This window comes from Antrihabitans stalactiti (assembly GCF_012932915.1).
In the GTDB taxonomy this organism is placed as follows: domain Bacteria; phylum Actinomycetota; class Actinomycetes; order Mycobacteriales; family Mycobacteriaceae; genus Antrihabitans; species Antrihabitans stalactiti.
In genome coordinates this window covers 38,477-61,544 of the sequence record NZ_VCQU01000018.1, presented here as the reverse complement: position 1 = coordinate 61,544, position 23,068 = coordinate 38,477, and the positions used below count along the sequence as shown (strand labels likewise).

Here is a 23,068-nt window from a genome sequence, read left to right as displayed (position 1 = left end):
CGGGGAGATTCTGATTGTTAGTGCGCGCCCGCGCTGGCTTGCTTGCTGGGCTCCACCAGCTCGACCAACACGCCGCCGGCATCCTTCGGATGGATGAAGTTGATGCGTGAATCCGAAGTGCCGTGCCGCGCCTCGTCGTAGAGCAGGCGCACGCCGCGACTGCGCAGCTCGGCCGAGATTGCATCGATATCAGTGACTCGATATGCGAGCTGTTGCATGCCCGGACCGTTGCGGTCGATGAACTTCGCAATCGTCGAATCGGCGCTGACCGGAGCGAGAAGTTGGATCGAGGTTGTGCCAGAGGTGTCGCCCTGGACGGTGAGCATCGCCTCGTGGACGCCCTGACTTTCGTTCACTTCGCGGTGGGTCTCGACCATGCCCAGGTGCCCCACGTACCAGGCGACTGCTTCGTCGAGGTCTGGTACCGCGATTCCGACGTGGTCGATTGCGGTGACGAGGTCGGCGATCACGGCTGACGGGAGTTGTGTCATAGCAAAACGGTAGCGCTAACGTAGAAGTAGTTCTCGTCGGGATGATCCGAATCATGCCCGGCTCATCTTATTCGGAGGCTACATTGACCAGTTCTGTCATCGTTGCGGGCGCGCGAACTCCAGTCGGACGGCTGCTCGGCAGCCTGAAGGACTTCAGCGGTTCGGATCTGGGCGGCATCGCCATCAAGGGCGCTCTGGACAAGGCCGGTGTGGCCGCCGATCAGGTGCAATACGTGATCATGGGCCAGGTGCTCACCGCCGGCGCGGGCCAGATCCCGGCGCGGCAGGCTGCTGTCGCCGCCGGCATTCCGATGGATGTTCCCGCAGTGACCGTCAACAAGGTGTGTCTCTCGGGCGTCAACGCGATCGGCCTTGCTGACCAGCTCATTCGGGCGGGGGAGTTCGACATCGTCGTCGCGGGCGGTCAGGAATCGATGAGCCGCGCGCCGCACATGCTGGAAAAGAGCCGTGAAGGCTTCAAGTACGGCGACGTGACGCTGCGCGACCATATGGCCTACGACGGCCTCTACGACATCTTCACCGACCAGGCGATGGGCAAGCTGACCGAAACGAAGAATCAGAGCGAGGCCAGCCCGATCAGCCGGGCCGACCAGGACGAGTTCGCCGCGGCGTCGCACCAGCGGGCGGCGCTCGCATGGAAGAACGGTGTCTTCGACGACGAGGTCGTTCCGGTGTCGATCCCGCAGCGCAAAGGCGACCCGGTGATCTTCGCCACAGACGAAGGCATTCGCGCGGATACCACCGTCGAGACGCTCGGCAAGTTGCGGCCGGCGTTCAGCAAGGACGGCACTGTCACGGCAGGGTCGGCGTCGCAGATCTCCGACGGTGCCGCGGCGGTAGTGGTCATGAGCAAGGAAAAGGCCGAGGAGCTCGGACTTTCCTGGATCGCGGAGATCGGTGCGCACGGTCAGGTCGCCGGTCCGGATTCGACGCTGCAGAGCCAGCCGGCACGCGCCATCGCGAAGGCCTGTGAGCGGGAAGGCATCACGCCCGCCGATCTGGATCTGATCGAGATCAACGAAGCGTTCGCCGCGGTCGGCATCTCGTCGACCCGCGAGCTCGGGATCGATCCGGAGAAGGTGAACGTCAACGGTGGCGCAATCGCGATCGGACACCCCCTCGGTATGTCGGGAGCGCGCATTGCGCTGCACCTTGCGCTCGAGCTGAAGCGACGCGGCGGCGGCATCGGTGCTGCTGCGCTCTGCGGTGGCGGCGGTCAGGGTGACGCGCTGATCATTCGGGTTGCCAAATGAGCGACGCGTTCGACTTGAGCACGGTCGCCAAGCGATTCAGGTTCGTCGCCATCCTCGAGGCGTTCACGTGGGCAGGCCTGCTGATCGGCATGTTCTTCAAGTACGTGCCCGAGAACGGCAACGAGATCGGCGTCAAGATCTTCGGCCCGATTCACGGCGTCGTGTTCATCGCTTTCGTGATCATCGCGATCGTCACTGCACGAGCTCTGTCGTGGACACCGCTGACGACAGTCTTGGCACTCGCGTCGAGCTTCCCGCCATTCGGCACCGTCGTGTTCGAGCAGTGGGCCGCCAGGTCCGGACGGCTGGCGGAACTCTCGCAGACGGCACCGGTGCCAGAACCCGTCCTGAGCGAGTCATGACACACTGGAAACCGTGACTCGACCTGGTTCTCGCCCCGCCGCCAGACGGCCGGCAATGGCCGCAGCTATGTCTGGCGCGGTCGACCTTTCCGTTCTGAAAGAGCGCGCTCAAGCCAAGAAGACTCCCGAAGGTGCGCGTGTCGCCGCATCGGTGGATGTCACCGAAGCCAACTTCGAGGCCGAAGTTCTGCAGCGCTCGACGCAGGTGCCGGTCGTCGTCGTGCTCACGTCGGCGCGGTCCGAGGTGAGCCTCGCGCTTGCCGACGTTTTCGAAAGAGTGGCTGCGGCGGACAACGGCGCCTGGGTGCTGGCGCGCGTCGACGTCGACTCGAACATGCGGATCGCGCAGGCCTTCGGCATCCAGTCCATTCCAGCGGTCGTTGCCGTCGCGGCCGGTCAGCCGCTCGCGGACTTCCAGGGCGGGCAAACCGAGACCGAGATCAGGCAGTGGATCGACGCGGTGCTGCGGGCGGTCGAAGGCAAGCTGGCCGGTCCCGGCACGGTCGAGGATGCCGCCGAACCCGAAGACCCCCGATTCGTCGCCGCCGAGACGGCGTTGGAGTCCGGTGACTTCGAAGCTGCGGAGGCCGCGTACAAGGCGATTCTCGACGCCGAGCCCGGCAACGCGAATGCGAAGACGGCCCTGCGCCACGTCGCGTTTCTCGGGCGCGCGGAATCTCTTCCGGAGGGCATCGTCGACAAGGCAGACGCCGATCGCGCCGACATCGACGCGCAGCTTCAGGCGGCTGACGCCGAGTTGTTCGATCAGCAGCCGGAAGCAGCGTTTGCTCGCCTGATCGATGCGGTCAAACGGACCGCTGGTGACGACCGCACGCGAGTGCGCACCCGCCTGCTGGAACTGTTCGAACTCTTCGACCCGGCAGAGCCGTTCGTCGTAGCAGCGCGCCGCAAGCTCGCGCTGGCCCTGTACTAGAGCTCGGGCGCACGGCGCAGCCAGATCGCGCTGCTCGAGGGCAACACGACTCGTGCCGATGCCGGTCGGCCATGGCACGGTTCGGGCGCCGCAGCGACCGCTCCGAAGTTGCCCGTTCCCGAACCGCCGTACTCCGCAGCATCGGTGTTGAGGATCTCCACCCAGAGGCCGGCCTCCGGCAGACCGACTCGATAGTCGGTGTGCGCGATCCCGGAAAAGTTGTAGAGGCAGGCGACGACCGATCCGTCGGACCCGTAGCGCAGGAAACTCAGGACGTTGTTCGCGGTGTCGTTCGCGTCGATCCACGAATAGCCACCGGGGGAGGTGTCGAGCGTCCACATCGCCGGTTGCGCGCGGTACACCTTGTTCAGATCCCGGACCGCGCGGCACAACCCGGGGTCGACCTGGGTCCAATCGAGGCCACGCTCCTCGGACCATTCGGTGCGCTGCCCGAACTCCTGACCCATGAACAGCAGCTGCTTACCGGGGTGTGACCACATGTAGGCCAGCAGCGCCCGGACCCCGGCGGCCTTCGCAGAGTCGTTGCCTGGCATCCGTGACCACAGCGTTCCCTTGCCGTGCACGACCTCGTCGTGGCTGATCGGCAGCAGGTAGTTCTCGCTCCACGCGTACATGAGCGAGAACGTGATCTCGTGGTGGTGATAGGACCGGTGCACCGGGTCGTGGCTGAGGTAGCCGAGTGTGTCGTGCATCCAGCCCATGTTCCACTTCATGTTGAAACCGAGACCGCCCACTCGGGTCGACCGGGTGACGCCCGGCCAAGCGGTCGATTCCTCGGCGATCGTGACGACGCCCGCGTGCAGTTTGTGCACGGTTGCGTTCATCTCCTGCAGGAAAGCGACTGCTTCCAAGTTCTCTCTGCCGCCGTGAATGTTCGGCGTCCAGCCACCTTCCGGGCGCGAGTAGTCCAGGTAGAGCATCGACGCGACCGCGTCGACCCGAAGACCGTCGACATGGAATTCCTCCAACCAGTAAAGCGCGTTGGCGACGAGGAAGTTGCGGACCTCGCTGCGACCGAAATCGAAGACGTATGTGCCCCAGTCCAACTGCTCGCCGCGCGTCGGGTCGCCGTGCTCGTACAGTGGCGCGCCGTCGAAACGAGCGAGTGCCCACTCATCCTTCGGGAAGTGCGCGGGAACCCAGTCGACGATGACGCCGATGCCTACGGAGTGCATCGTATCGACGAAGGCGCGGAAGTCGTCGGGATCGCCGAACCGCGCGGTCGGGGCGTAATACGACGTGACCTGATAGCCCCACGACCCTCCGTAGGGATGCTCGGCGACGGGTAGCAATTCGACGTGCGTGAAGCCTGCGTCGACCACATACATCGACAACTCGTCGGCAAGTTCGAGGTAGTTCAGGCCCGGTCGCCACGACCCGAGGTGGACCTCGTAGATGCTCATCGGCGCACCGGTCGGGTCCAGGTCGGCGCGTGCGGCGAGCCACTGGGCGTCGTTCCACTCGTAGGTGGTCGAATCGACCACGGATGCGTTTGCAGGCGGAACTTCCGTTCGGAAGGCCATCGGATCCGCCTTGTCGCGGACGACGCCGTCGCACCCGTGCACCCGGAATTTGTACAGTGACCCGGCGCCGACGTCGGGGAGGAACAGTTCCCAGACGCCGTTGCCCAGCGACCGCATAGGCGCTGTGTTGCCGCCCCAAAGATCGAAGTCGCCGATCACGGTGACGCCGCGCGCTTCGGGCGCCCAGACCGAGAACGCCGTCCCGCTGACCTCGCCGTCCGTTGTGGTGAAGGTGCGTGGGTGGGCACCGAGTATTTCCCACAGGCGTTCGTGGCGGCCTTCGCCGAACAGGTGCAAGTCGACGTCGCCGATGGTCGGCAGGAAGCGGTAGCCGTCGGCGGATACGACCGTCGAATCGTCTGGGTAGGTCGCGACCAGCCGGTAATCCATCAGGTCTGCAATCGGAACACGTGCGCTGAAAAGGCCGTTGTCGATGTGCACGAGTGGATAGTCGACTCCGCCGATGCGCGCTGCGACCGACTTGGCATGCGGACGCAACGCGCGGATCACGGTGCTCTTGCCCTTGGGGTGTGCACCCAGCACCGAATGCGGGCTGCGATGTAGACCTTTCGCGAGCAATCCGAGGTCGGACTTGCTCGGCGCCGCAGCGCGCACGCGACCGCTCAATGGAACGACCTTCGATACGCGCGTTCGAGTCGAATCGGGGCAGCGACCTGGGGCAGCGTCAAGATGTGGGCAACGGCTCGCCACGGCTCGAGGCGGACGAAATTCTCCTCGCCCCAGAGGTACTGCTCGCCGCTGACCTCGTCGTCGACGGTGAAGCGGTCCTGCCAGTCGCGGCCGATCGCGGGCATGTCGAGCCAGATGGTGCCCTGTTCGGCGTCGTGCGGGTTGAGGTTCACGATCGTCAGTACGGCATCGCCCGTCGACGGATCGATCTTCGAATACGCGATGAGGGCGTCGTTGTCGATGTGATGGAAATGGATGATGCGCAGCTGCTGCAACGCAGGATGCGCTTGCCGGATCTCGTTGAGTCGGGTGATCCACGGCTCCAGCGAGTCCCCGTTTGCGCGCGCCTCGGCGAACGGCCGGGGACGCAGCTGATATTTCTCCGAGTCGAGGTACTCCTCGGTGCCCGGCCGAACCGCCTCGTGCTCGTAAAGTTCGAAGCCCGAATACATTCCCCACGTCGGCGCCATCGTGGCAGCGAGCGCGGCCCGGAGCGCGAACATCGCGGGCCCGCCGTATTGGAGGCTCTCGTGCAGGATGTCCGGGGTGTTCACGAAGAGATTCGGACGAGCTTCGTCGGCCTTCGCTGCGATTTCGTTTCCGAATTCGGTCAACTCCCACTTGGCAGTTCGCCAGGTGAAGTACGTATAGGACTGGCTGAAACCACGCCTGGCGAGCCCATAGAGCCGCGCGGGGCGGGTGAACGCTTCGGACAGAAAGATGACGTCGGGATCTGATTCGTGGACTTGCCGAATCAGCCAGTCCCAGAAGTCCGGAGGCTTGGTGTGCGGATTGTCGACGCGGAAGATCTTGACGCCCAACGAGATCCAATGCCGAACGATGCGCATCACCTCGGCTCGGATGCCGTGCGGATCGCGGTCGAAGTTCACCGGGTAGATGTCCTGGTACTTCTTCGGCGGGTTTTCCGCATAGGCGATGGTGCCGTCGGGCAGCACCGTGAACCACTCGGGATGCGCTGTGGCCCAAGGGTGATCAGGTGCGCACTGCAAAGCGAGGTCGAGCGCGACCTCGAGATTGAGCTTGTGCGCGGCGGCCACGAACCGCGTGAAGGATGCCTCGTCGCCGAGCAGCGGGTGGACCGCGTCGTGCCCGCCCTCGTCGGAGCCGATCGCCCACGGTGAGCCGACGTCACCCGGACCCGCGGTCAGCGAATTGTTCGGACCCTTGCGATTGACCTTGCCGATCGGATGAATCGGAGGCAGGTACACAACGTCGAATCCCATCGCGGCGATGCGTGGCAGATCCCGCGACGCGGTCTCGAACGTGCCATGCACTGCGTTGCCGTCGGCGTCTACGCCACCGGTGGACCGCGGGAAGAACTCGTACCAGGCGCCGTACAGCGCGCGCTTGCGCTCGACGCGGACCGAGTGCGTCGCACCGCGGGTCACCAGCTCACGCAGCGGGTACAGCCGCAGGAGTTCGGCCACGTCGGCGTCGACTGCGGGGGCCACGCGGGCGGGCAACTGACCGTCGCTGCGCAGCGATGCAGCGACGTCGGTGAGCCGATTGCGTTCGGCTGCAGGTACCTTCCGCGCGGCGCGTTCGAACAGCAGCGCGCCGATTTCGAGATCGTTCGCGAGGTCCGCGGCGTTCTGGCCGACCGCCAGCTTCGCCTCGATGCCATGGCGCCAGGTGGTGATCGGATCGCCCCAGGCTTCGATGCGGAAGGTCCAGATGCCCTCGGTCGTCGGTGTGAAGACGGCGTTGAAGACATCGGGTTGGTAGTCGGCGCTCATCCGGGTCCGCGACGTTTTCGCGGCACCGGGCTCGTGCACACACAATGTTGCTGCGACGGCGTCGTGGCCCTCGCGCCAGACGACTGCTCGAACGGGAAATACCTCGCCGACCACGGCCTTCGCCGGGTGCCCGCCGGGGATGGCAGGGGCGGTCTCGTCGATGGCAATGCGACCTGTCACGAGGCAACCGTAGTGGAGCCCACGAGAATGTGTAACGACACAGGTAGTCTTCGCGGGGTGAAGGCCCTGCGTCGGTTCACCGTCCGTGCTCATCTTCCGGAGCGCTTGTCTGCGCTCGGGACTCTATCGACAAACCTGCGCTGGTCATGGCACCCGCCGACGCAGGATTTGTTCGCGGAGATCGACCCGCAGCGTTGGTCGGAGGTGAGCCACGACCCGGTGCGAATGCTCGGCGAGGTTGCCGCCGGGCGCCTCGACGAGTTGGCAGTCGACGAGGGATTCCTGACGCGGCTCGATGCCGCGGCTGCCGATCTCGACGACTACTTGACGCGTCCACAGTGGTTCCAGCGTCAAGTGGAAGCAGGCGCCGAACTGCCCGCCGGCATCGCCTACTTCTCCATGGAATTCGGCGTCACGGAAGTGCTGCCGAACTACTCGGGTGGCCTCGGCATCTTGGCCGGCGATCACCTCAAGGCGGCGTCGGACCTCGGGCTGCCGTTGATCGGTGTCGGACTGCTGTACAGATCGGGTTACTTCCGGCAGTCGCTGACCGCTGACGGGTGGCAGGCCGAGCACTACCCGGCACTCGACCCGCAAGGCTTGCCGCTGCGCTTGTTCACCGAGGGTGACGGCGGATCGCCGGTGCTGATCCATGTCGCGATGCCGGGTGGCCGGGTGCTTCGAGCGCGAGTCTGGATCGCGCAGGTCGGGCGAGTGCCGTTGCTGCTGCTCGATTCCGACATCGCCGAGAACGATCCCGAGCTTCGAGGGGTCACCGACCGGCTGTACGGCGGCGACCAGGACCACCGCATCAAGCAGGAGATCCTGGCGGGCATCGGGGGAGTGCGAGCGGTCCGGGCGTTCACGCATGCCCAAGGCCTGCCCGATCCAGATTTGTTCCATACCAACGAAGGCCACGCAGGCTTCCTCGGCGTCGAGCGTATTCGCGAACTCGTGTCCGCGAACGGCCTCGATTTCGACACTGCGCTTGCAGCCGTTCGTGCTGGCACGGTCTTCACGACGCACACGCCGGTGCCTGCAGGCATCGACCGGTTTCCGGCCGACCTCGTTCGGCAGTACTTCGGCGGTTCCGAATCCAGTCTGCTGCCAGGGCTTTCCGTCGATCGAGTCGTATCGCTGGGGCGTGAAGCCGACCCGTCGGTCTTCAACATGGCCCACATGGGTCTCCGGCTGGGCCAGCGCGCGAACGGTGTCTCCAAGTTGCACGGTGAGGTCAGCCGCGACATGTTCGCCGCGCTGTGGCCTGGGTTCGACGCGGCGGAAGTGCCGATCGGGTCGATTACCAACGGCGTGCACGCCCCGACCTGGGCGGCACGCGAATGGCTCGAGAAGGCTCGCAAGCTGGTCGGTCCGGAGCTGGTCGAAGAAGCACGCGGCTGGGAGCAATTGCACGACATCGATCCGAAAGGCCTGTGGTCGACCCGAAATGTCTTGCGCGCCAAATTGGCTGCCGAGGTCCGCAGGCGGGTTCACGCGTCCTGGCTCGAGCGGGGCGCGTCCGAGGCCGAACTCGGTTGGACCGCTGACGTTTTCGATCCCGACGTCTTGACCGTCGGCTTCGCGCGTCGCGTCCCGACCTACAAGCGATTGACGCTGATGCTTCGGGAACCCGAGCGGCTGCGTGCGTTGTTGCTCGACCCGGTCCGTCCATTGCAGCTCGTCGTCGCCGGCAAGAGTCATCCCGCAGACGACGGCGGAAAAGCGTTGATCCAGCAGGTCGTTCGCTTTGCCGACGCGGCGGACGTGCGGCATCGCATCGCGTTCCTGCCCGACTACGACATGTCGATGGCGCGCTTCCTGTACTGGGGCTGCGATGTGTGGCTGAACAATCCGCTGCGACCGCTCGAAGCATGCGGCACGTCAGGGATGAAGTCGGCGCTCAACGGCGGACTGAACCTGTCCATCCGCGACGGTTGGTGGGACGAGATGTTCGACGGCGAAAACGGTTGGGCGATACCAACTGCCGACGGAGTAGTCGACGAGCACCGCCGCGACGATCTGGAAGCCAGCGCGCTTTACGACCTCCTCGAAAAGAACGTGCTGCCGCGCTTCTACAACCGCGATGCCGATGGCGTACCCGGTCGGTGGATCGAGATGGTCCGGCACACGCTGCAAACCCTCGGGCCAAAAGTACTGGCGTCGAGGATGGTTCGCGACTATGCGGTGGAGTACTACGCGCCCGCCGCTCGCGCGTCACGTAGAGCATCGGCCGACAACTTCGCCGGGGCTCGTGCAGTGGCGGACTTCCGGCGTCGCGTCGAGAACGCGTGGCCGGATGTCCGCGTCGCGCAAGTCGACAGCGCTGGCCTGCCCGACACGCCGGAAATCGGCTCACCGCTGTCGTTGCGCGCACACGTCCAGCTCGGCGGATTGGCACCCAGCGACGTCGTCGTGCAAGCGGTTCTGGGTCGAGTCTCGACGTCGGACGACCTGTCGGAGACGACGATCGTCCCGATGGCCCACGTCGGAAATGATTCCGGCGTCGACGTTTTCGCGACGGAGACGCCGGTGCCGCTTTCCGGGTCGGTCGGCTACACGGTCCGGGTGCTGCCGCACCACGAACTACTCGCCAGCGATGCGGAACTCGGGTTGGTCGCCACGCCGCACCTGTAGACGTGCTTCATCGGATCGGGGTCAACGCCTTGCCGTACGGCGAGGCGTCGCGGTTGGCGGCCATGACCGCCTCGACAAGCTGGCGAATCTCCGGCGTCGCCTTCGACGGCGCGCCGGAGTCGAACGGCGGCTGCGGATCGTATTCGACCCCGAGCTGAATTGCCTTGGCGACCTCGTCGCCGTACAGCTTCGCGGTCAAGGTGAAGGCCATGTCGATGCCGGAAGACACGCCGGCCGCGGTAATCACCTTTCCTTGCTGGACAACTCGCGTTTCGGTCGGCTCGGCGCCGTAGGAACTCAAGTCGTCGTAGGAATCCCAGTGGGTTGTCGCGTCCAAGCCGTCGAGAATTCCCGCTGCGCCCAGCAACAATGCACCTGTGCACACCGACGTCGTGAATGTCGTTGTCGTGTGGACGTTTCGGATCCAGTCGATGATCGGGTCCGAGGTACGGGCGAGCGAACGCGTATGCGGGGCACCAGGAATGACGATTACTGCAGGTTCGGGAACATCGCGGAACGTGTGTGCGATGTCGACGTTGAGCAGGCCGTGCTCGTCGGGTAGTAGGCCCCTGTGCGCAGCGCAGAACACGACTTCGGCGCCAGGAATGTTGCTGATCACCTGGTAGGGCCCGATGACGTCGAGCGAGGTGAAGCCGGGGTAGAGACCGAACGCAAATTGCATGGTGGAGCCTTTCGTGGGTTACGACGCTTTGGTCGCGAAGTGTTGGCGATAGCGGTCGGGGGTGGTGGCGAGCCGTCGTGCGACAGCGCGGTGCAACGTTTCGCTGTGCTTGAAACCAACCGTGCGGGCGATCGCCGCGACCGTGAGGTCCGTGGTTTCGAGTAGCCGCCGCGCGGCTTCGACGCGCAGATTCTCGACGTATGCGGCCGGGGTCTCACCGGTCTCGGCTCGAAAGACCCTGGCGAAGTTTCGTTCGCTCATCTCGGCACGTTTGGCGAGCGCGCTGACCCCGAGATCCTCGTCGAGATGGTCAGGCGCCCACAACTGCACTGCCCGGACCGCTGGGGTACGCGCCGCTTGGCTACGCAGTTGCGCGCTGAACTGCGCTTGCCCTCCCGGCCGTTGAGCGAATACGACCAGCCAACGAGCGATCGTGTGCGACAGTTCGGCGCCGTGGTCTTCGGCGACCAGGGCGAGGGCGAGATCGATGCCAGCCGTGACACCGGCCGAGGTCCAGCGGTTGCCGTCGCGGACGTAGATCTGGTCCGCTTCGACCGCGACTGAGGGATAGCGGCGCGCGATCGCCTTGCAGGCACTCCAATGTGTGGTTGCACGGTAGCCGTCGAGAAGGCCCGCGCCTGCCAGTACGAGTGCGCCGGTGCAGACCGAAGTGATGCGGTTCGACCGTGCGGCAAGGGTCCGGATATGGCGCCCTACCTGCAGATTGTCGGCCAGGTCCGATGCGCCGAAGCCGCCGACTACGAGGAGAGTGTCGATGGCGCCGGTGTCGCGCGCGAGTGAGCCGAGTGCCGCGTCGACGCCGATGTCGACGCCGCTCGACGACCGGGACCGCTTGCCGTCGGGGGAGACGATGATGCGTCGGTACGCGGGCCTCCCGAGCAGCCTGTTCGCAGCTTCGAAGACCTCGACCGGCCCGGCGAAGTCGAGCAATTGGTGATCGTCGTAGACGACGGTGACGACTGTCCTCGAATCGGCCATGTACCGATCATCGAGCACCGTCCTACTGGCTGCAATGCCAAGCTTCTGACGATTTCAGCCACGATCAGAACAGGATGTCGCCAGGGTCGACCTTCGGGCTTGCGTTGCGAATAGCGAGGATCAGTGCGAAGAAACGGGTCGTGTCGTACTGCAGGAACGGCTTCCCGCTCGTCATGACCGCTGCGGACAGGGCGCGCTGCGGGTCGGCCCAGCCAGCGATGTTGATGAAGCCGAGGTGGCCGAATGCGCGGACCGTATCGGGCCCGAACAAGCTCACACGCTTGCCGCCCTGCATGAAACCGAAGCCGAACCGGAAGTTGACGCCCAGAGTGAAGTCCGGCTGGAACTTGCCCTGCTCGACGAGCGCCTGGCGAAGGGTCTCCGGCGACATCATTCGAACGCCGTCCATTTCGCCACCGCGCCGAAGGATCTCGTAGAACCGGGACAGTTCGTTGGCGGTCGAGACGAGATTTCCGGACGGAACGATTGCGGTCAGGAATCGGGGGTCGTTGCCGAGTTCCGTCACATCGCGGTAGCTCGCACCAAGCGCCCGCTGCGCGAGGTGCGTGATCGGTGGTAGGAGGGGCAGGCCGGTGACGTAATTGCGGGCGACCTGATCGGTCGACTCCGGCGCCACACCGTAATTGGTCCAGTGGAAGTCGAGGGGCTCGAGAATCTCTTTCGCCAGCACGGTGCGAATATCGTTGCCCGTCACCCGATGCACGACCTCGCCGAGGATCAACCCGCCGGTCAGCGCGTGGTAGGCCTGATAGGTACCAGGCTTTCCTGCTGGCTTGATCCGGCACAGCGCGTCGACGATGAACTCGCGGTCGTGCCAATGGTCGGGCGAAATTCCTTCCGGGATCTGCTGCACGGCTGCACGGTGTGAGAGCACTTGCCCGATGGTGATGGATTCCTTGCCGAGACAACCGTATTCGGGAATGTAGGTGCTGATCCGATCATGCAAACCGAGCTCTCCTCGGTCGATCAGCATGTGAATGACTGCCGCAGTGATGCCCTTGCTGGCCGAGTAGGTCAGAAATGGCGTGTCGGGTGTGGCGAGAACCTTCTCGGTGTCTCGCGAATCGTCCGGACCGTTTCCGCTGGCGTGGCCGATCGCGCGATCGAGAACGACGACGCCTTCGCGCCGTACGCAAATCTGCAACGCTGGATACAGCCCGGTCCGGTATGCCGCGATGGCCGCGCGCCAGATTCGATCGACACCTTCTTGCGTCATGCCAGCGGCGGCTGGATCGTCCTCGTGCCCAACGGTGACGATCGAGTCGATGTCCTTGGGTACCCAGCTCCGCCGAAACAGGTCGGGAAGCCCAGGAATGCGCGGCAATTGCATCTCTGCAGCGTATGCGCCGTCGTGAGTCTTTTTGGAGTCTATGGACTCCCAAAAGACTCACGAGGGGTGGTGTGACTCCGCCCAGTCGGCGACTTGTTGGCAGACCCAGTCCGGGTCGTCGGTCGGAAGGTCGTGACCGGCGGTGGGGTGAACTTTCAACGGCGCCTGCAAGCGCTGCGCGATCGCCGCGGAGTTCTTGTAGGAGACGAGCCGGTCGTTGCGCGAATTCAACACGAGCAGCGGCACATTCACGGTCTCCGGAAGTGTGAACCGCGTCGCGGCAACGATCTGGCCGATGATGCTCGACCTGCTCGGCGGGGTCTGCGCCTTCCACTGCGTCCATTGTTCGGCCAGCACGTCGAGTTCGGCGGCGGGCTTGTTCGAGGAGGCGGCGAGTGCGGTCCGCTCGACCGCCGCCGGCGAACGGAACGCGCTGGTGACCAGGCCGAACGCTGCTGACGGCTTGAACCGGTCCTGGATCGACGCGGAGTTCGATGCCGAGGTATTGATGACGACAGCCCGAGCGAAGTCGTCGGGGAAGCGTGAACACCAGTCCAGCGTGAGCATGCCACCGAGTGAGATTCCGAGTATCGACCATTCGTCGTCGCCACGTAATTGCGCGAACCGACCGCGAATGTCGTCGGTGATCTGCGACAGCAACTTCGGGGATTGCCGCTTGTACTCGGTGCCGAATCCGGGCGGGTCGATGCACACGACCTCGGTTCCCAATGCCGCACCGAGCCGCGCGGGAAAGTCGCCCCAATGCCGCTGGTCACGCGTAAGTCCGCGCAATAGAAGCCATTTCATTCTGCAGCCAACCTTTCGAGTGCCTTCCGAACGACAGCCGGATTGGACGTTTCCCAATACGGCGGCAACGACGCGCGCAGGTAGCCGCCATATCGAGCGGTCGCGAGCCGGGGATCGAGGATCGCGACGACCCCGCGGTCGTCGACGCTGCGCAACAACCGGCCCGTGCCTTGCGCGAGCAGCAATGCGGCGTGATTGGCCGCGACCGCCATGAAGCCGTTGCCTCCGCGGGACTCGACCGCTCGCTGCCTGGCGACGAGCAGCGGATCGTCCGGGCGCGGGAAGGGAATGCGGTCCAGGATGACGAGCGTGAGCGAGCGACCAGGAACGTCGACGCCCTGCCATAGCGACAGCGTGCCGAACAGCGACACCGCTTCGTCTGCCGCGAACTGCGTGACCAGCGCGCCGGTCGAGTCGTCGCCCTGGCACAGGATCGGTGTGTCGAGCCGTTCGCGCAACGCCTCGGCGGCCGCCTTCGCCGCGCGCATCGACGAGAACAGTCCGAGCGTTCGCCCGCCCGCTGCTTTCACCAGCTCCTCGATCTCGTCGAGGTAGGCAGGGGGCAATCCGTCGCGGCCTGGTGCCGGGAGATGCTTTGCGACGTAGAGAATTCCGGCTTTTGCATGGTCGAAAGGGGACCCGACGTCGAGCGAATTCCACTTGATCTTGGAATCGTCGGCAGGCGGTTCGGCGCCCGACGCCATGGCGGTGTCGCTGCGGGCCGACGACTGCGAAGGCAGACCCCAGTTGATCGCCAGATTGTCGAACGAGCCGCCTACCTGCAAGGTCGCCGACGTCAACACGACCGTCGAGTTCGCGAACAGCCGCGACCGCAACAGTCCGCCGACCGAGAGGGGCGCCATTCGCAGCACCCGCCGGGTGGTCGACTTCGTCTCTTCCACCGCGAGCCACACGACATCGCGCCGCTTAGCAGGGTCGGGCTCGTCGAAGGCGGTCAAGGCGCGCACCGCTGCGTCGTGCACCTCGTCGACGGCGGCCAATGCGGCACTGCGGGCTGCGCCGGCGTCCGGGTCCGCCGCTGCCATTCCCGGCCTCGTCGGTGCCACAGCCGTCCGGACCGCCCACGCCGAATCGCGAACCAACGCCAGCGCGGCGGCAGCGCCATTGGGCATCGCGTCCCAGCGAGCCGCGTTCAACTCGTCGAGCAGGCCGCCGAAAGCCTCACCTGCACCTTCCAGTCGGTCGACATCTTGCTCCTCGACCAACTTCGTGCAGCGTCGCGCGGCGATCGTGATGGCTTGTGCGCTGAGCTCGGCCGTCGCAGCGGCGGTGACACGGTCGACGAGTTCGTGAGCCTCATCGATGACGACGACGTCGTGTTCGGGCAGGATCTGGATGCCCGTGATGGCATCGATGGCGAGCAAGGCGTGATTGGTGACGACGACGTCTGCCTGTGCGGACCGCCCGCGGGCCTTCTCAGCGAAGCAATCCTCGCCAGAGGGGCAACGCGACTTGCCGAGGCATTCGCGGGAACTGACACTGAGTTGTCGCCATGAGCGGTCCGTGACGCCGGGAACGACCTCGTCGCGGTCGCCGGTCTTGGTCTTCGCCGCCCAGGCATGCAGCCGCTGCACCTCGCGGCCCAGTCGGGACACGGCGAAGGCGTCGAACAATTGGTCGTCCGCAGGCTCCTCGATCGTGTTCTCGATCTTGTTGAGGCACAGGTAGTTGTTGCGGCCCTTGAGAATTGCGAATACTGGCTTACGGCCGAGCGCGGACTCCAGGCCGTCGGCAAGGCGCGGCAGGTCGCGATCGATCAGCTGGCGTTGCAGCGCGATCGTCGCCGTCGAGACCACGACGGTCCGGCCCGATTCCACGGCATGCCGAATGCTCGGAACCAGGTACGCGAGGGACTTGCCTGTTCCGGTGCCGGCCTGAACCGCGAGGTGTTCGCCAGTGTCGATCGAATGAGCCACGGCCGACGCCATCGTCAGCTGGCTGGCTCGCTCCGTCCCGCCGAGGGACCGCACTGCAAGCGCGAGCAGCGCGGGGACATTCGGGAGATCGGGCACCGAAGCAGGTTAGCGCTCGACACCGTCATACCGACGATCGACGCACACCCGCGGGTCAGCCGACCAGCGTGACACCGGCAGCGCGCAGTTGGTCCAACGCTGTGGCGATCGTGGCGGGGGCGACGCCTGCGGTGAGGTCGAGCAGCACCCGGGTCTCGAAATTCGCGGCAACGGCGTCGAGCGCGGTCGCCCGGACGCAATGGTCGGTGGCTATTCCGACGACGTCGACGGTGTCGATGCCACGGTCGCGCAACCAACCGACCAAGGTGCCACCGTCGGTCGCGCTGCCCTCGAAACCGGAGTACGCAGCTTCGTACGCACCTTTCGAGAACACTTCCTGGACTCGTGCGGTGTCGAAATTCGGATGGAAATCGGCGCCCGGGGTGCCGACCCGGCAATGCGGCGGCCAGCTGTCGACAAAGTCCGGCGTCTCGGAAAAATGCGCGCCGGGATCGATGTGATAGTCCCGCGTTGCGACAACCGCGTCGTAATCGGTTGAGCTGCGCAGCAATTCGCTGATATTCGCCGCCACTGCGGCCCCGCCCGCCACCGCGAGCGAACCGCCTTCGCAGAAGTCGTTCTGCACGTCCACAATGATCAACGCCGTCTTACTCATTGGTCTGTCTCCCTACTCGGCGAAAGTCGTCGGAATTGCGGGTTCACCCTCGGACAGCTTGAGACCCTCCCAAGGCAGACTGAGAAGTCCGGCTGCAACGCGCTGGCGCCCGTCTTGCAGGGTCGGCAACGAATCGACCGGATCGCCCGACCGAATCAAGGGAATCGCCAGTTCCGAGACCGTGAACTCGTCCGATTCGGGTACCGCTGCGTTCGCGGGGAAGATGATTTCTTCGACGATCGTCCCCGTGCTGCGCGCCAGCCGGACCGCGCGCTTCGCACCGCCGCGCGAACCCTTGTGGCTGCTCCGCTTGCTGACCGGTATGCCGTCGACTTCGACCAGCTTGTAGACCATGCCCGCGGTGGGCGCCCCTGAGCCTGTGACCAGGCGCGTTCCGACGCCGTACACGTCGACCGGATCGGCGCGCAGCGACGCGATCGCGTACTCGTCCAAATCGCCGGAGAGGACGATTTTGGTCTTCGTTGCTCCGAGTGCGTCGAGCTGGTCGCGCGTCTGCCGTGTGAGCACGCCGAGATCGCCCGAATCGATGCGCACGCCACCGAGTTCCGGCCCGGCAACCTCAATTGCCGTCTTGACTCCCTGCGCGATGTCGAACGTGTCGACAAGCAAGGTGGTGCCGACGCCTTGCGCTGCAACCTGGCTCCGGAACGCCGTCGCCTCGTGATAGCCATCGGTGGCGCTGTGCAGCAACACGAACGCGTGCGCGCTCGTCCCTGTGCCGGGGATGCCGAACCTGCGGACCGCTTCGAGATTGGAGGTCGACGTGAATCCGGCGAGGTAGGCGGCCCGGGAACTCGCAGGCGCAGCAATTTCGTGGGTGCGTCGTGAGCCCATGTCGATGAGCACGCGACCGGCGGCAGCGCTCACCATTCGGGCCGCAGCGGACGCGATTGCGCTGTCGTGGTTGAAGATCGAGAGCGCGAGCGTCTCCAGCAGCACACATTCGGCAAACGTGCCGCGAACAGACAGGATCGGGGAGTTCGGGAAGTAGAGCTCACCCTCCGGGTAGCCGTCGACGTCGCCGGAGAAGCGGTAGTTGCGCAGCCACTCCACCGTGCGGTCGTCGAGAAACTTGCCGACCACCGCGAGCTCGGATTCACCGAATCGGAACCGCGATACTGCCTCGACGAAACGCTCCGTGCCCGCGACGACGCCGTAGCGACGGCCGTTCGGGAGTCGACGCGCGAAGATCTCGAACGTACAGGTGCGCTGCGCCGACTCGTCGGCAAGCGCGGCGGCGAGCATGGTCAGTTCGTATTGGTCGGTCAGCAGCGCTGTGCTCGACTCGGGAAGGTCCACCACACGACCACCTTACGAGTTCTGTCATGTCCGGGTGGTGTCTCCGTCCTGCGTGGTCGTACCCTTGAGTCATGGCTTGGAGGATGACGACGGCCCCGAATGTGCGACTTTCGGGCGCGCCGCAGGCCACCCCGGAGACGGCCGAGGTCGAACAGGTCGTCGAATCCGAGGATCGCCCCTGGGTCACTGTGGTCTGGGACGATCCGGTCAACCTGATGCATTACGTCACCTACATATTTCAGAAGCTCTTCGGCTACAGCAAAGCCAAGGCAACTGAACTGATGCTGAAGGTGCACCAGGAGGGCAAGGCTGTGGTCTCGTCGGGCTCGCGCGACAAGATGGAACACGATGTCCGTAGGCTGCATGCGGCCGGACTTTGGGCCACCATGCAGCGCGACGACTAACCCCGCTAGCCAAGGGGTCAAGCAAAGGATCAACAGGTACCCAACGTGCGGACTTGGAGCCGAAAGAACTCGCTGGGCGGGCCTAAGCTGCGCTCCGAAATGGATGCGCGCGAGGCTGCAGTCCTTCGATCCCTGGTCGGGTCGGTGTTGGGGCTGCTGCAAGAGCGTGCAGCCGCGGCACCGGAGGACGATCTCGCGGCACTCACCGGCCTGCGGGTCGGGCCAAGTACACCACCGGAAGACGCAGCTCTCGCTCGTCTGCTGCCCGATTTTCACCGCAAGGAACCGGCAAAAGACGGCGAAGACGAAGCTGCCGATGAACGCGCCGACATCAACGGTGCGCTGCGCAGCCTGCACGAGCCCGAAATCATCGACGACAAGATCGCCGCAGGGGCGGTCATTCTGGACACCCTTCCCGCCGAAGGTGGCCGGGTCACCCTGACGCCCGAGCAGGCCGATGCGTGGCTCGCCGGCCTGAACGACGTCCGCCTCGCGCTGGGCACCACCCTGGGAATCGATCCGGAAACGCCGGACCATTACCCGCCGGACGATCCACGCGCGCCCCATCTGGATGTTTATCACTGGCTCACCTGGATGCAGGATTCTCTGCTTCAGGCCATGTCTCCGTAGGGAATTCGGTGAGACCGGGCAATCGAAATTCGCTGACCGACGTCGCGGGCGTACTCGTCGGCCATCATTACGTCCGTGACGACGACGCCACCCTCGGGTCCGGAGCGGCGACCGGCTCGACGGTCGTTCGCGTTCCGGGCGGCGCGGTCGCGGCAGTCGACGTACGAGGCGGCGGACCAGGCACACGCGAAACGGACCTGCTCGATCCGTCGAACACGGTCCAGCAGGTCAACGCGATCCTGCTCTCGGGCGGCAGCGCGTACGGGCTCGCCGCGGCCGACGGCATCATGGCGTGGCTCGAAGAGCAGGGCGAAGGCATTCCGATGGACGAGGACGGGCATGTCGTGCCGATCGTTCCCGGTGCGGTGATCTTCGATCTGCCGGTGGGGGATTGGCAGACCCGCCCGACCGCCGAGTTCGGCTACCGAGCAGTCGAGGCAGCAGGGGAGCAGTTCGAAACCGGTTCGGTCGGCGCCGGAGTCGGCGCTCGCGCCGGGACGTTGAAAGGCGGCGTCGGCACCGCGAGCGTGCTGACCGCAGACGGATTCACCGTCGGCGCGCTGGTCGTCGCCAATCCGGTCGGGTCGGTTTTCGATCCCCACACCGGTCTGACGTGGGGCGATCCTCGCTTCTTCGGTCTGCGAGAGGCCGACCCGGATCAACTTGCGGCCGCGAACGCGCTCGACCCGAAGGGCACTCCGCTCAATACGACGATCGGCGTCGTCGCCACGGACGCTCGATTGAGCTCGAACGGCTGCAAACGAATGGCGATGGCAGCCCACGACGGCCTCGCCCGTGCAATCCGCCCCGCGCACTCGCCGCTCGACGGCGACACGATGTTTGCGCTGGCCACCGGCACTGCGGCCAGCACCGCAGAGTACCCGCCGATGCCTGCGGCTTTTCGCGACGAGCTGCCGATCGTCGACTCCGTGTGTGCGGCCGCCGCGATCGCTGTCGAGCGCGCGATCGCCGACGCTGTCCTTGCTGCGACCTCGGTCGCGGGAATACCGACATATCGTGAGCTGTTGTCGTCGGTGTTTCGCCCAGAGGAAGGGTAACGAGTGCTTGTCGTGAGAACGGATCTCGTCGACGCCATGGTCGCGCATGCCCGCGCGGACCATCCGGACGAGGCCTGCGGGATCATCGCAGGCCCGGAGGGATCGGATCGCCCGGAGCGTTTCGTTGCGATGGTCAATGCCGAGCGGTCGCCGACGTTCTACCGATTCGACTCGGGCGAGCAACTGCGGTTGTGGCGCGAAATGGATGATCTGGACGAGACCCCGGTCGTCATTTATCACTCTCACACAGCGACCGAGGCCTATCCGAGCCGGACCGACATCTCATTCGCCTCCGAGCCCGACGCCCACTACGTCCTGATTTCGACCCGCGATCCCGACCAGCACGAGCTTCGCAGCTACCGCATCGTGGACAGCGTCGTCACCGAAGAGCCCGTCAAGATCGTCGACAGTTACAGCCCAGAATCCCAATAGGAGTATTCGTGTCAGTCACCGTATCGATTCCGACCATCCTGCGCACCTACACGGGTGGCGAAAAGCGGGTGCAGGCAACAGGTTCCACGTTGCTCGCCGTCATCGACGACCTCGATGCGAACCATGCGGGACTCAAGGATCGGCTGATCGCGAACGGCAAGCTGCATCGCTTCGTCAACATCTACGTCAATGACGAAGACGTGCGCTTCTCGGGCGGATTGGAAACCGAGGTCGGGGCTGACGACTCGGTCACCATCCTTCCGGCCGTCGCAGGCGGCTGAGGGTGGCGCGGTACGAATCACTGATCGCCACCCTCGGCAACACCCCCCTCGTCGGCCTGCAGCGCCTGTCGCCTGCATGGGATGGCGACCCGTCGGTCCGACTGTGGGCCAAGCTCGAGGACCGTAATCCGACCGGCTCGATCAAGGACCGACCGGCGCTGCGCATGATCGAGCAAGCCGAGGCGGACGGATTGCTCGCTCCCGGTGCGACGATTCTCGAACCCACCAGCGGCAACACCGGTATTTCGCTCGCGATGGCGGCGAAGCTCAAGGGCTACAAGCTGATTTGCGTGATGCCGGAGAACACCTCGGTCGAGCGGCGGCAGCTGCTGACGATGTTCGGCGCGGAGATCATCGATTCACCTGCGGCGGGCGGCTCCAATCAAGCGGTCGCGATGGCCAAGGGGATTGCCGCCGAGCACCCCGATTGGGTGATGCTCTACCAATACGGCAACGCGGCCAATGCGTTGGCCCATTACGAAGGGACCGGTCCGGAGCTGCTGGCCGACCTCCCCGAAATCACGCACTTCGTCGCCGGACTCGGTACGACGGGCACGTTGATGGGATCAGGACGCTACCTGCGCGAACACGTGCCGAACATCGAAATCGTCGCTGCGGAACCGCGCTACGGCGAGCTGGTGTACGGCCTGCGCAACATCGACGAGGGATTCATCCCGGAGTTGTACGACGAGTCGGTCTTGACGTCACGGTTCTCGGTCGGTCCGTTCGACGCCGTGCGCCGGACACGCGAACTCGTTGCCGAAGAGGGCATCTTCGCAGGCATCTCCACCGGGGCGATCCTGCATGCGGCGCTCGGTGTAGCCAAGAAGGCGGTCAAGGCCGGTACCAGGGCCGATATCGCGTTCGTCGTCGCTGACGCCGGATGGAAGTACCTCTCGACCGGCGCGTACGACGGTACGCTGGAGGAAGCCGAGGATCGGCTCGAAGGCCAACTGTGGGCCTAGCTGCACGCACCTAGGAGGACCGGATGACGGGAAGTCTGGGACCGTCGTTCGACCAGGCTCGCATCGATGCGCTGCGCGCGTCCATCGCGAGCGGCTCGACGGTCAGCACTCCGGCGTCACCGGAAAAGCCGAAGTCGTCGTCGCGTGCACTGTGGCGAAACGCGGGGATCACGATTCTCGCGTTCACTGCGCTGCTGTACGCGATCGAGTTCATCGACGTGCTCGACGACAACGCCTTGGATCAGGACGGCATTCGTCCGCGCACCCTCGATGGACTGTGGGGAATCCTGTGGGCGCCCCTATTGCATTACGGCTGGGGTCATTTGATCGCCAACACCCTCCCGCTGATCGTCCTCGGTTTCCTCGCGCTGCTCGCCGGTATAGCGCGTGGGGTGGCAGCGACCGGGGTGATCTGGTTGGTCGCGGGAGTCGGCACGTGGCTGACGGGTGAGACGAACAGCGTCCACCTCGGCGCCTCTGCGCTGATCTTCGGCTGGCTGACTTTCCTGATCACCCGGGGGCTGTTCACCCGCAGCCTCGCCCAGATTGCGATCGGACTCGTCGTGCTGTTCGTCTACGGCGGCTTGTTGTGGGGAGTGCTTCCCGGGGCGCAGGGGATTTCCTGGCAAGGCCACTTGTTCGGCGCGATCGGCGGTGTGATTGCCGCTTGGGTGGTGTCCTCACGAGGCAGCGGCGCAAAGAAACAAAACGCCATAGCCGCCTGAAAACGTCATCTCGGGCGAAAATTTGGTCACATTTGCGCCGCGTTTGGGCGCAGTCTCGGGCGAATCCGTCGGAAGCTTTTTGGCGGCGCTCGCTTCGTGGCAGCATGACTTTCATGCGTCTTACCGTGCTCGGTTGTTCGGGCAGTGTGTCCGGCCCGGATTCCGCTGCGTCGGGATACCTCGTCACCTCTCCAGGCATGACTCCCGTCGTGCTCGAATTCGGTCCAGGAATTCTTGGTGCGCTGCAGCGCTACGCCGATCCCGGTGAGGTCTCGATCTTCCTCACCCACCTGCATGCCGACCACTGCCTGGACTTGCCGGGCCTGTTGGTGTGGCGTCGCTACCACCCGAATCCGCCGAAAGGACGCGCAATTGTGCGCGGACCGTCGGATACGTCGCTTCGAATCGGGAACGCGTCCGCGGAGAACGGTGGCGAAACCGACGACTGGTCCGACACGATCGACATGCGGCCGTGGACCGAAGGCAAGGCAGAGACGTTCGGCGGTAACACGGTCACGCCGTACCGGATGGATCATCCGCCGGAGTCCTACGGTCTTCGCTTCCTCACCGACACCGGAACGAAATTCGTTTACACCGGCGATACCGGTGCATGCACCATGGTCGACGACATGGCAGCTGGCGCCGACGTGCTGATGGCGGAAGCGTCGTGGACCCACGATCCCGGCAATCGCCCTCCGGGAGTGCATCTTTCCGGCACAGAAGCCGGCCAATTGGCTGCTAAGGCTGAGGTGGGGGAGTTGCTGCTCACACATATTCCACCGTGGACCTCGCGCGAAGATGTGATCGCCGAAGCGAAGGCAGCGTTCTCGGGGCCGGTCCACGCGGTCTCGCCTGGTGAGGTCTTCGATCTCTGATTTGTGAGACCGGCTAGTGTTTGA

22 protein-coding genes are annotated in these 23,068 nt (G+C 65.0%); 12 read left to right on the top strand and 10 right to left on the bottom strand.

Translation table 11 applies throughout. The features are described from left to right. Positions 1–17: 17 nt before the first annotated feature. On the bottom strand, positions 18–491 hold the full coding sequence (mce, locus tag FGL95_RS31260) for a methylmalonyl-CoA epimerase (protein ID WP_169594766.1): 474 nt from the start codon (positions 489–491) through the stop codon (positions 18–20). Positions 492–574: 83 nt separating this feature from the next. Between mce and FGL95_RS31255 the strand changes: the two genes are divergently transcribed. The 3 genes from FGL95_RS31255 (at position 575) to FGL95_RS31245 (ending at position 3,061) form a co-directional block, all read left to right on the top strand. Further along, on the top strand, positions 575–1,765 hold the full coding sequence (locus FGL95_RS31255) for an acetyl-CoA C-acetyltransferase (RefSeq protein ID WP_169594764.1): 1,191 nt from the start codon (positions 575–577) through the stop codon (positions 1,763–1,765). Further along, positions 1,762–2,127 (top strand): DUF3817 domain-containing protein, encoded by a 366-nt coding sequence (locus FGL95_RS31250; RefSeq protein WP_169594763.1) that lies wholly within the window; start codon positions 1,762–1,764, stop codon positions 2,125–2,127. Before FGL95_RS31255 ends, FGL95_RS31250 begins: the two co-directional genes overlap by 4 nt. Before the next feature lie 67 nt (positions 2,128–2,194). Next, positions 2,195–3,061, top strand: coding sequence for a tetratricopeptide repeat protein (locus tag FGL95_RS31245; protein WP_169594791.1), 867 nt, complete (start codon positions 2,195–2,197; stop codon positions 3,059–3,061). Here the strand turns inward: FGL95_RS31245 and glgB are convergent. Next, positions 3,058–5,220 (bottom strand): 1,4-alpha-glucan branching protein GlgB, encoded by a 2,163-nt coding sequence (gene glgB / locus FGL95_RS31240; RefSeq protein ID WP_420838104.1) that lies wholly within the window; start codon positions 5,218–5,220, stop codon positions 3,058–3,060. The two genes, FGL95_RS31245 and glgB, sit on opposite strands and share 4 nt — an antisense overlap. Before the next feature lie 8 nt (positions 5,221–5,228). Then, positions 5,229–7,232 carry a maltotransferase domain-containing protein gene (locus FGL95_RS31235; RefSeq protein ID WP_169594759.1) on the bottom strand — a complete coding sequence of 668 codons (2,004 nt, stop codon included), beginning with the start codon at positions 7,230–7,232 and terminating at the stop codon, positions 5,229–5,231. A gap of 57 nt (positions 7,233–7,289) precedes the next feature. Between FGL95_RS31235 and glgP the strand changes: the two genes are divergently transcribed. Beyond that, positions 7,290–9,866 carry an alpha-glucan family phosphorylase gene (gene glgP, locus FGL95_RS31230; protein ID WP_169594757.1) on the top strand — a complete coding sequence of 859 codons (2,577 nt, stop codon included), beginning with the start codon at positions 7,290–7,292 and terminating at the stop codon, positions 9,864–9,866. Positions 9,867–9,873: 7 nt separating this feature from the next. On the opposite strand, the gene FGL95_RS31225 is transcribed toward glgP, so the two are convergent. From FGL95_RS31225 to FGL95_RS31195, 7 genes are all read right to left on the bottom strand, one after another. Continuing rightward, on the bottom strand, positions 9,874–10,548 hold the full coding sequence (locus FGL95_RS31225; RefSeq protein WP_169594755.1) for a DJ-1/PfpI family protein: 675 nt from the start codon (positions 10,546–10,548) through the stop codon (positions 9,874–9,876). 18 nt (positions 10,549–10,566) lie between these two features. Further along, positions 10,567–11,547: a GlxA family transcriptional regulator gene (locus FGL95_RS31220; protein WP_169594754.1), complete on the bottom strand. Its 981-nt coding sequence runs from the start codon at positions 11,545–11,547 to the stop codon at positions 10,567–10,569. Positions 11,548–11,611: 64 nt separating this feature from the next. Then, positions 11,612–12,898, bottom strand: coding sequence for a serine hydrolase domain-containing protein (locus FGL95_RS31215; RefSeq protein WP_169594752.1), 1,287 nt, complete (start codon positions 12,896–12,898; stop codon positions 11,612–11,614). A gap of 57 nt (positions 12,899–12,955) precedes the next feature. Continuing rightward, a complete protein-coding gene (locus tag FGL95_RS31210) occupies positions 12,956–13,705 on the bottom strand; it encodes an alpha/beta fold hydrolase (protein WP_169594750.1) in 750 nt (249 codons plus the stop codon). Beyond that, entirely contained in the window at positions 13,702–15,738 is a 2,037-nt protein-coding gene (locus FGL95_RS31205) for a helicase C-terminal domain-containing protein (protein WP_169594748.1), read from the bottom strand. The genes FGL95_RS31210 and FGL95_RS31205 overlap by 4 nt, the downstream gene beginning before the upstream one ends. A 55-nt stretch (positions 15,739–15,793) precedes the next feature. After that, the gene (locus tag FGL95_RS31200; RefSeq protein ID WP_169594747.1) at positions 15,794–16,354 is read right to left on the bottom strand and encodes an isochorismatase family protein; all 561 of its coding nucleotides are present in this window, start codon (positions 16,352–16,354) and stop codon (positions 15,794–15,796) included. 12 nt (positions 16,355–16,366) lie between these two features. Beyond that, on the bottom strand, positions 16,367–17,620 hold the full coding sequence (locus tag FGL95_RS31195) for a nicotinate phosphoribosyltransferase (RefSeq protein WP_169594789.1): 1,254 nt from the start codon (positions 17,618–17,620) through the stop codon (positions 16,367–16,369). A 125-nt stretch (positions 17,621–17,745) separates the two neighbouring features. Between FGL95_RS31195 and clpS the strand changes: the two genes are divergently transcribed. From clpS to FGL95_RS31155, 8 genes are all read left to right on the top strand, one after another. Beyond that, positions 17,746–18,078: an ATP-dependent Clp protease adapter ClpS gene (gene clpS / locus FGL95_RS31190; RefSeq protein WP_169594745.1), complete on the top strand. Its 333-nt coding sequence runs from the start codon at positions 17,746–17,748 to the stop codon at positions 18,076–18,078. A gap of 45 nt (positions 18,079–18,123) precedes the next feature. Further along, positions 18,124–18,708 carry an oxidative stress transcriptional regulator AosR gene (gene aosR, locus FGL95_RS31185; protein WP_169594743.1) on the top strand — a complete coding sequence of 195 codons (585 nt, stop codon included), beginning with the start codon at positions 18,124–18,126 and terminating at the stop codon, positions 18,706–18,708. Between the two features lie 8 nt (positions 18,709–18,716). Further along, on the top strand, positions 18,717–19,766 hold the full coding sequence (locus FGL95_RS31180) for a P1 family peptidase (RefSeq protein WP_169594741.1): 1,050 nt from the start codon (positions 18,717–18,719) through the stop codon (positions 19,764–19,766). 3 nt (positions 19,767–19,769) lie between these two features. Next, entirely contained in the window at positions 19,770–20,198 is a 429-nt protein-coding gene (locus tag FGL95_RS31175; protein ID WP_338080103.1) for a M67 family metallopeptidase, read from the top strand. An 8-nt stretch (positions 20,199–20,206) separates the two neighbouring features. Further along, on the top strand, positions 20,207–20,479 hold the full coding sequence (locus FGL95_RS31170; RefSeq protein ID WP_169594739.1) for a MoaD/ThiS family protein: 273 nt from the start codon (positions 20,207–20,209) through the stop codon (positions 20,477–20,479). 2 nt (positions 20,480–20,481) lie between these two features. Beyond that, positions 20,482–21,444 (top strand): cysteine synthase, encoded by a 963-nt coding sequence (locus tag FGL95_RS31165; protein WP_169594737.1) that lies wholly within the window; start codon positions 20,482–20,484, stop codon positions 21,442–21,444. Between the two features lie 23 nt (positions 21,445–21,467). Beyond that, a complete protein-coding gene (locus FGL95_RS31160) occupies positions 21,468–22,169 on the top strand; it encodes a rhomboid family intramembrane serine protease (RefSeq protein WP_169594735.1) in 702 nt (233 codons plus the stop codon). 113 nt (positions 22,170–22,282) lie between these two features. Next, the gene (locus FGL95_RS31155; RefSeq protein WP_169594734.1) at positions 22,283–23,044 is read left to right on the top strand and encodes a cyclic nucleotide-degrading phosphodiesterase; all 762 of its coding nucleotides are present in this window, start codon (positions 22,283–22,285) and stop codon (positions 23,042–23,044) included. Positions 23,045–23,068 lie beyond the last annotated feature (24 nt).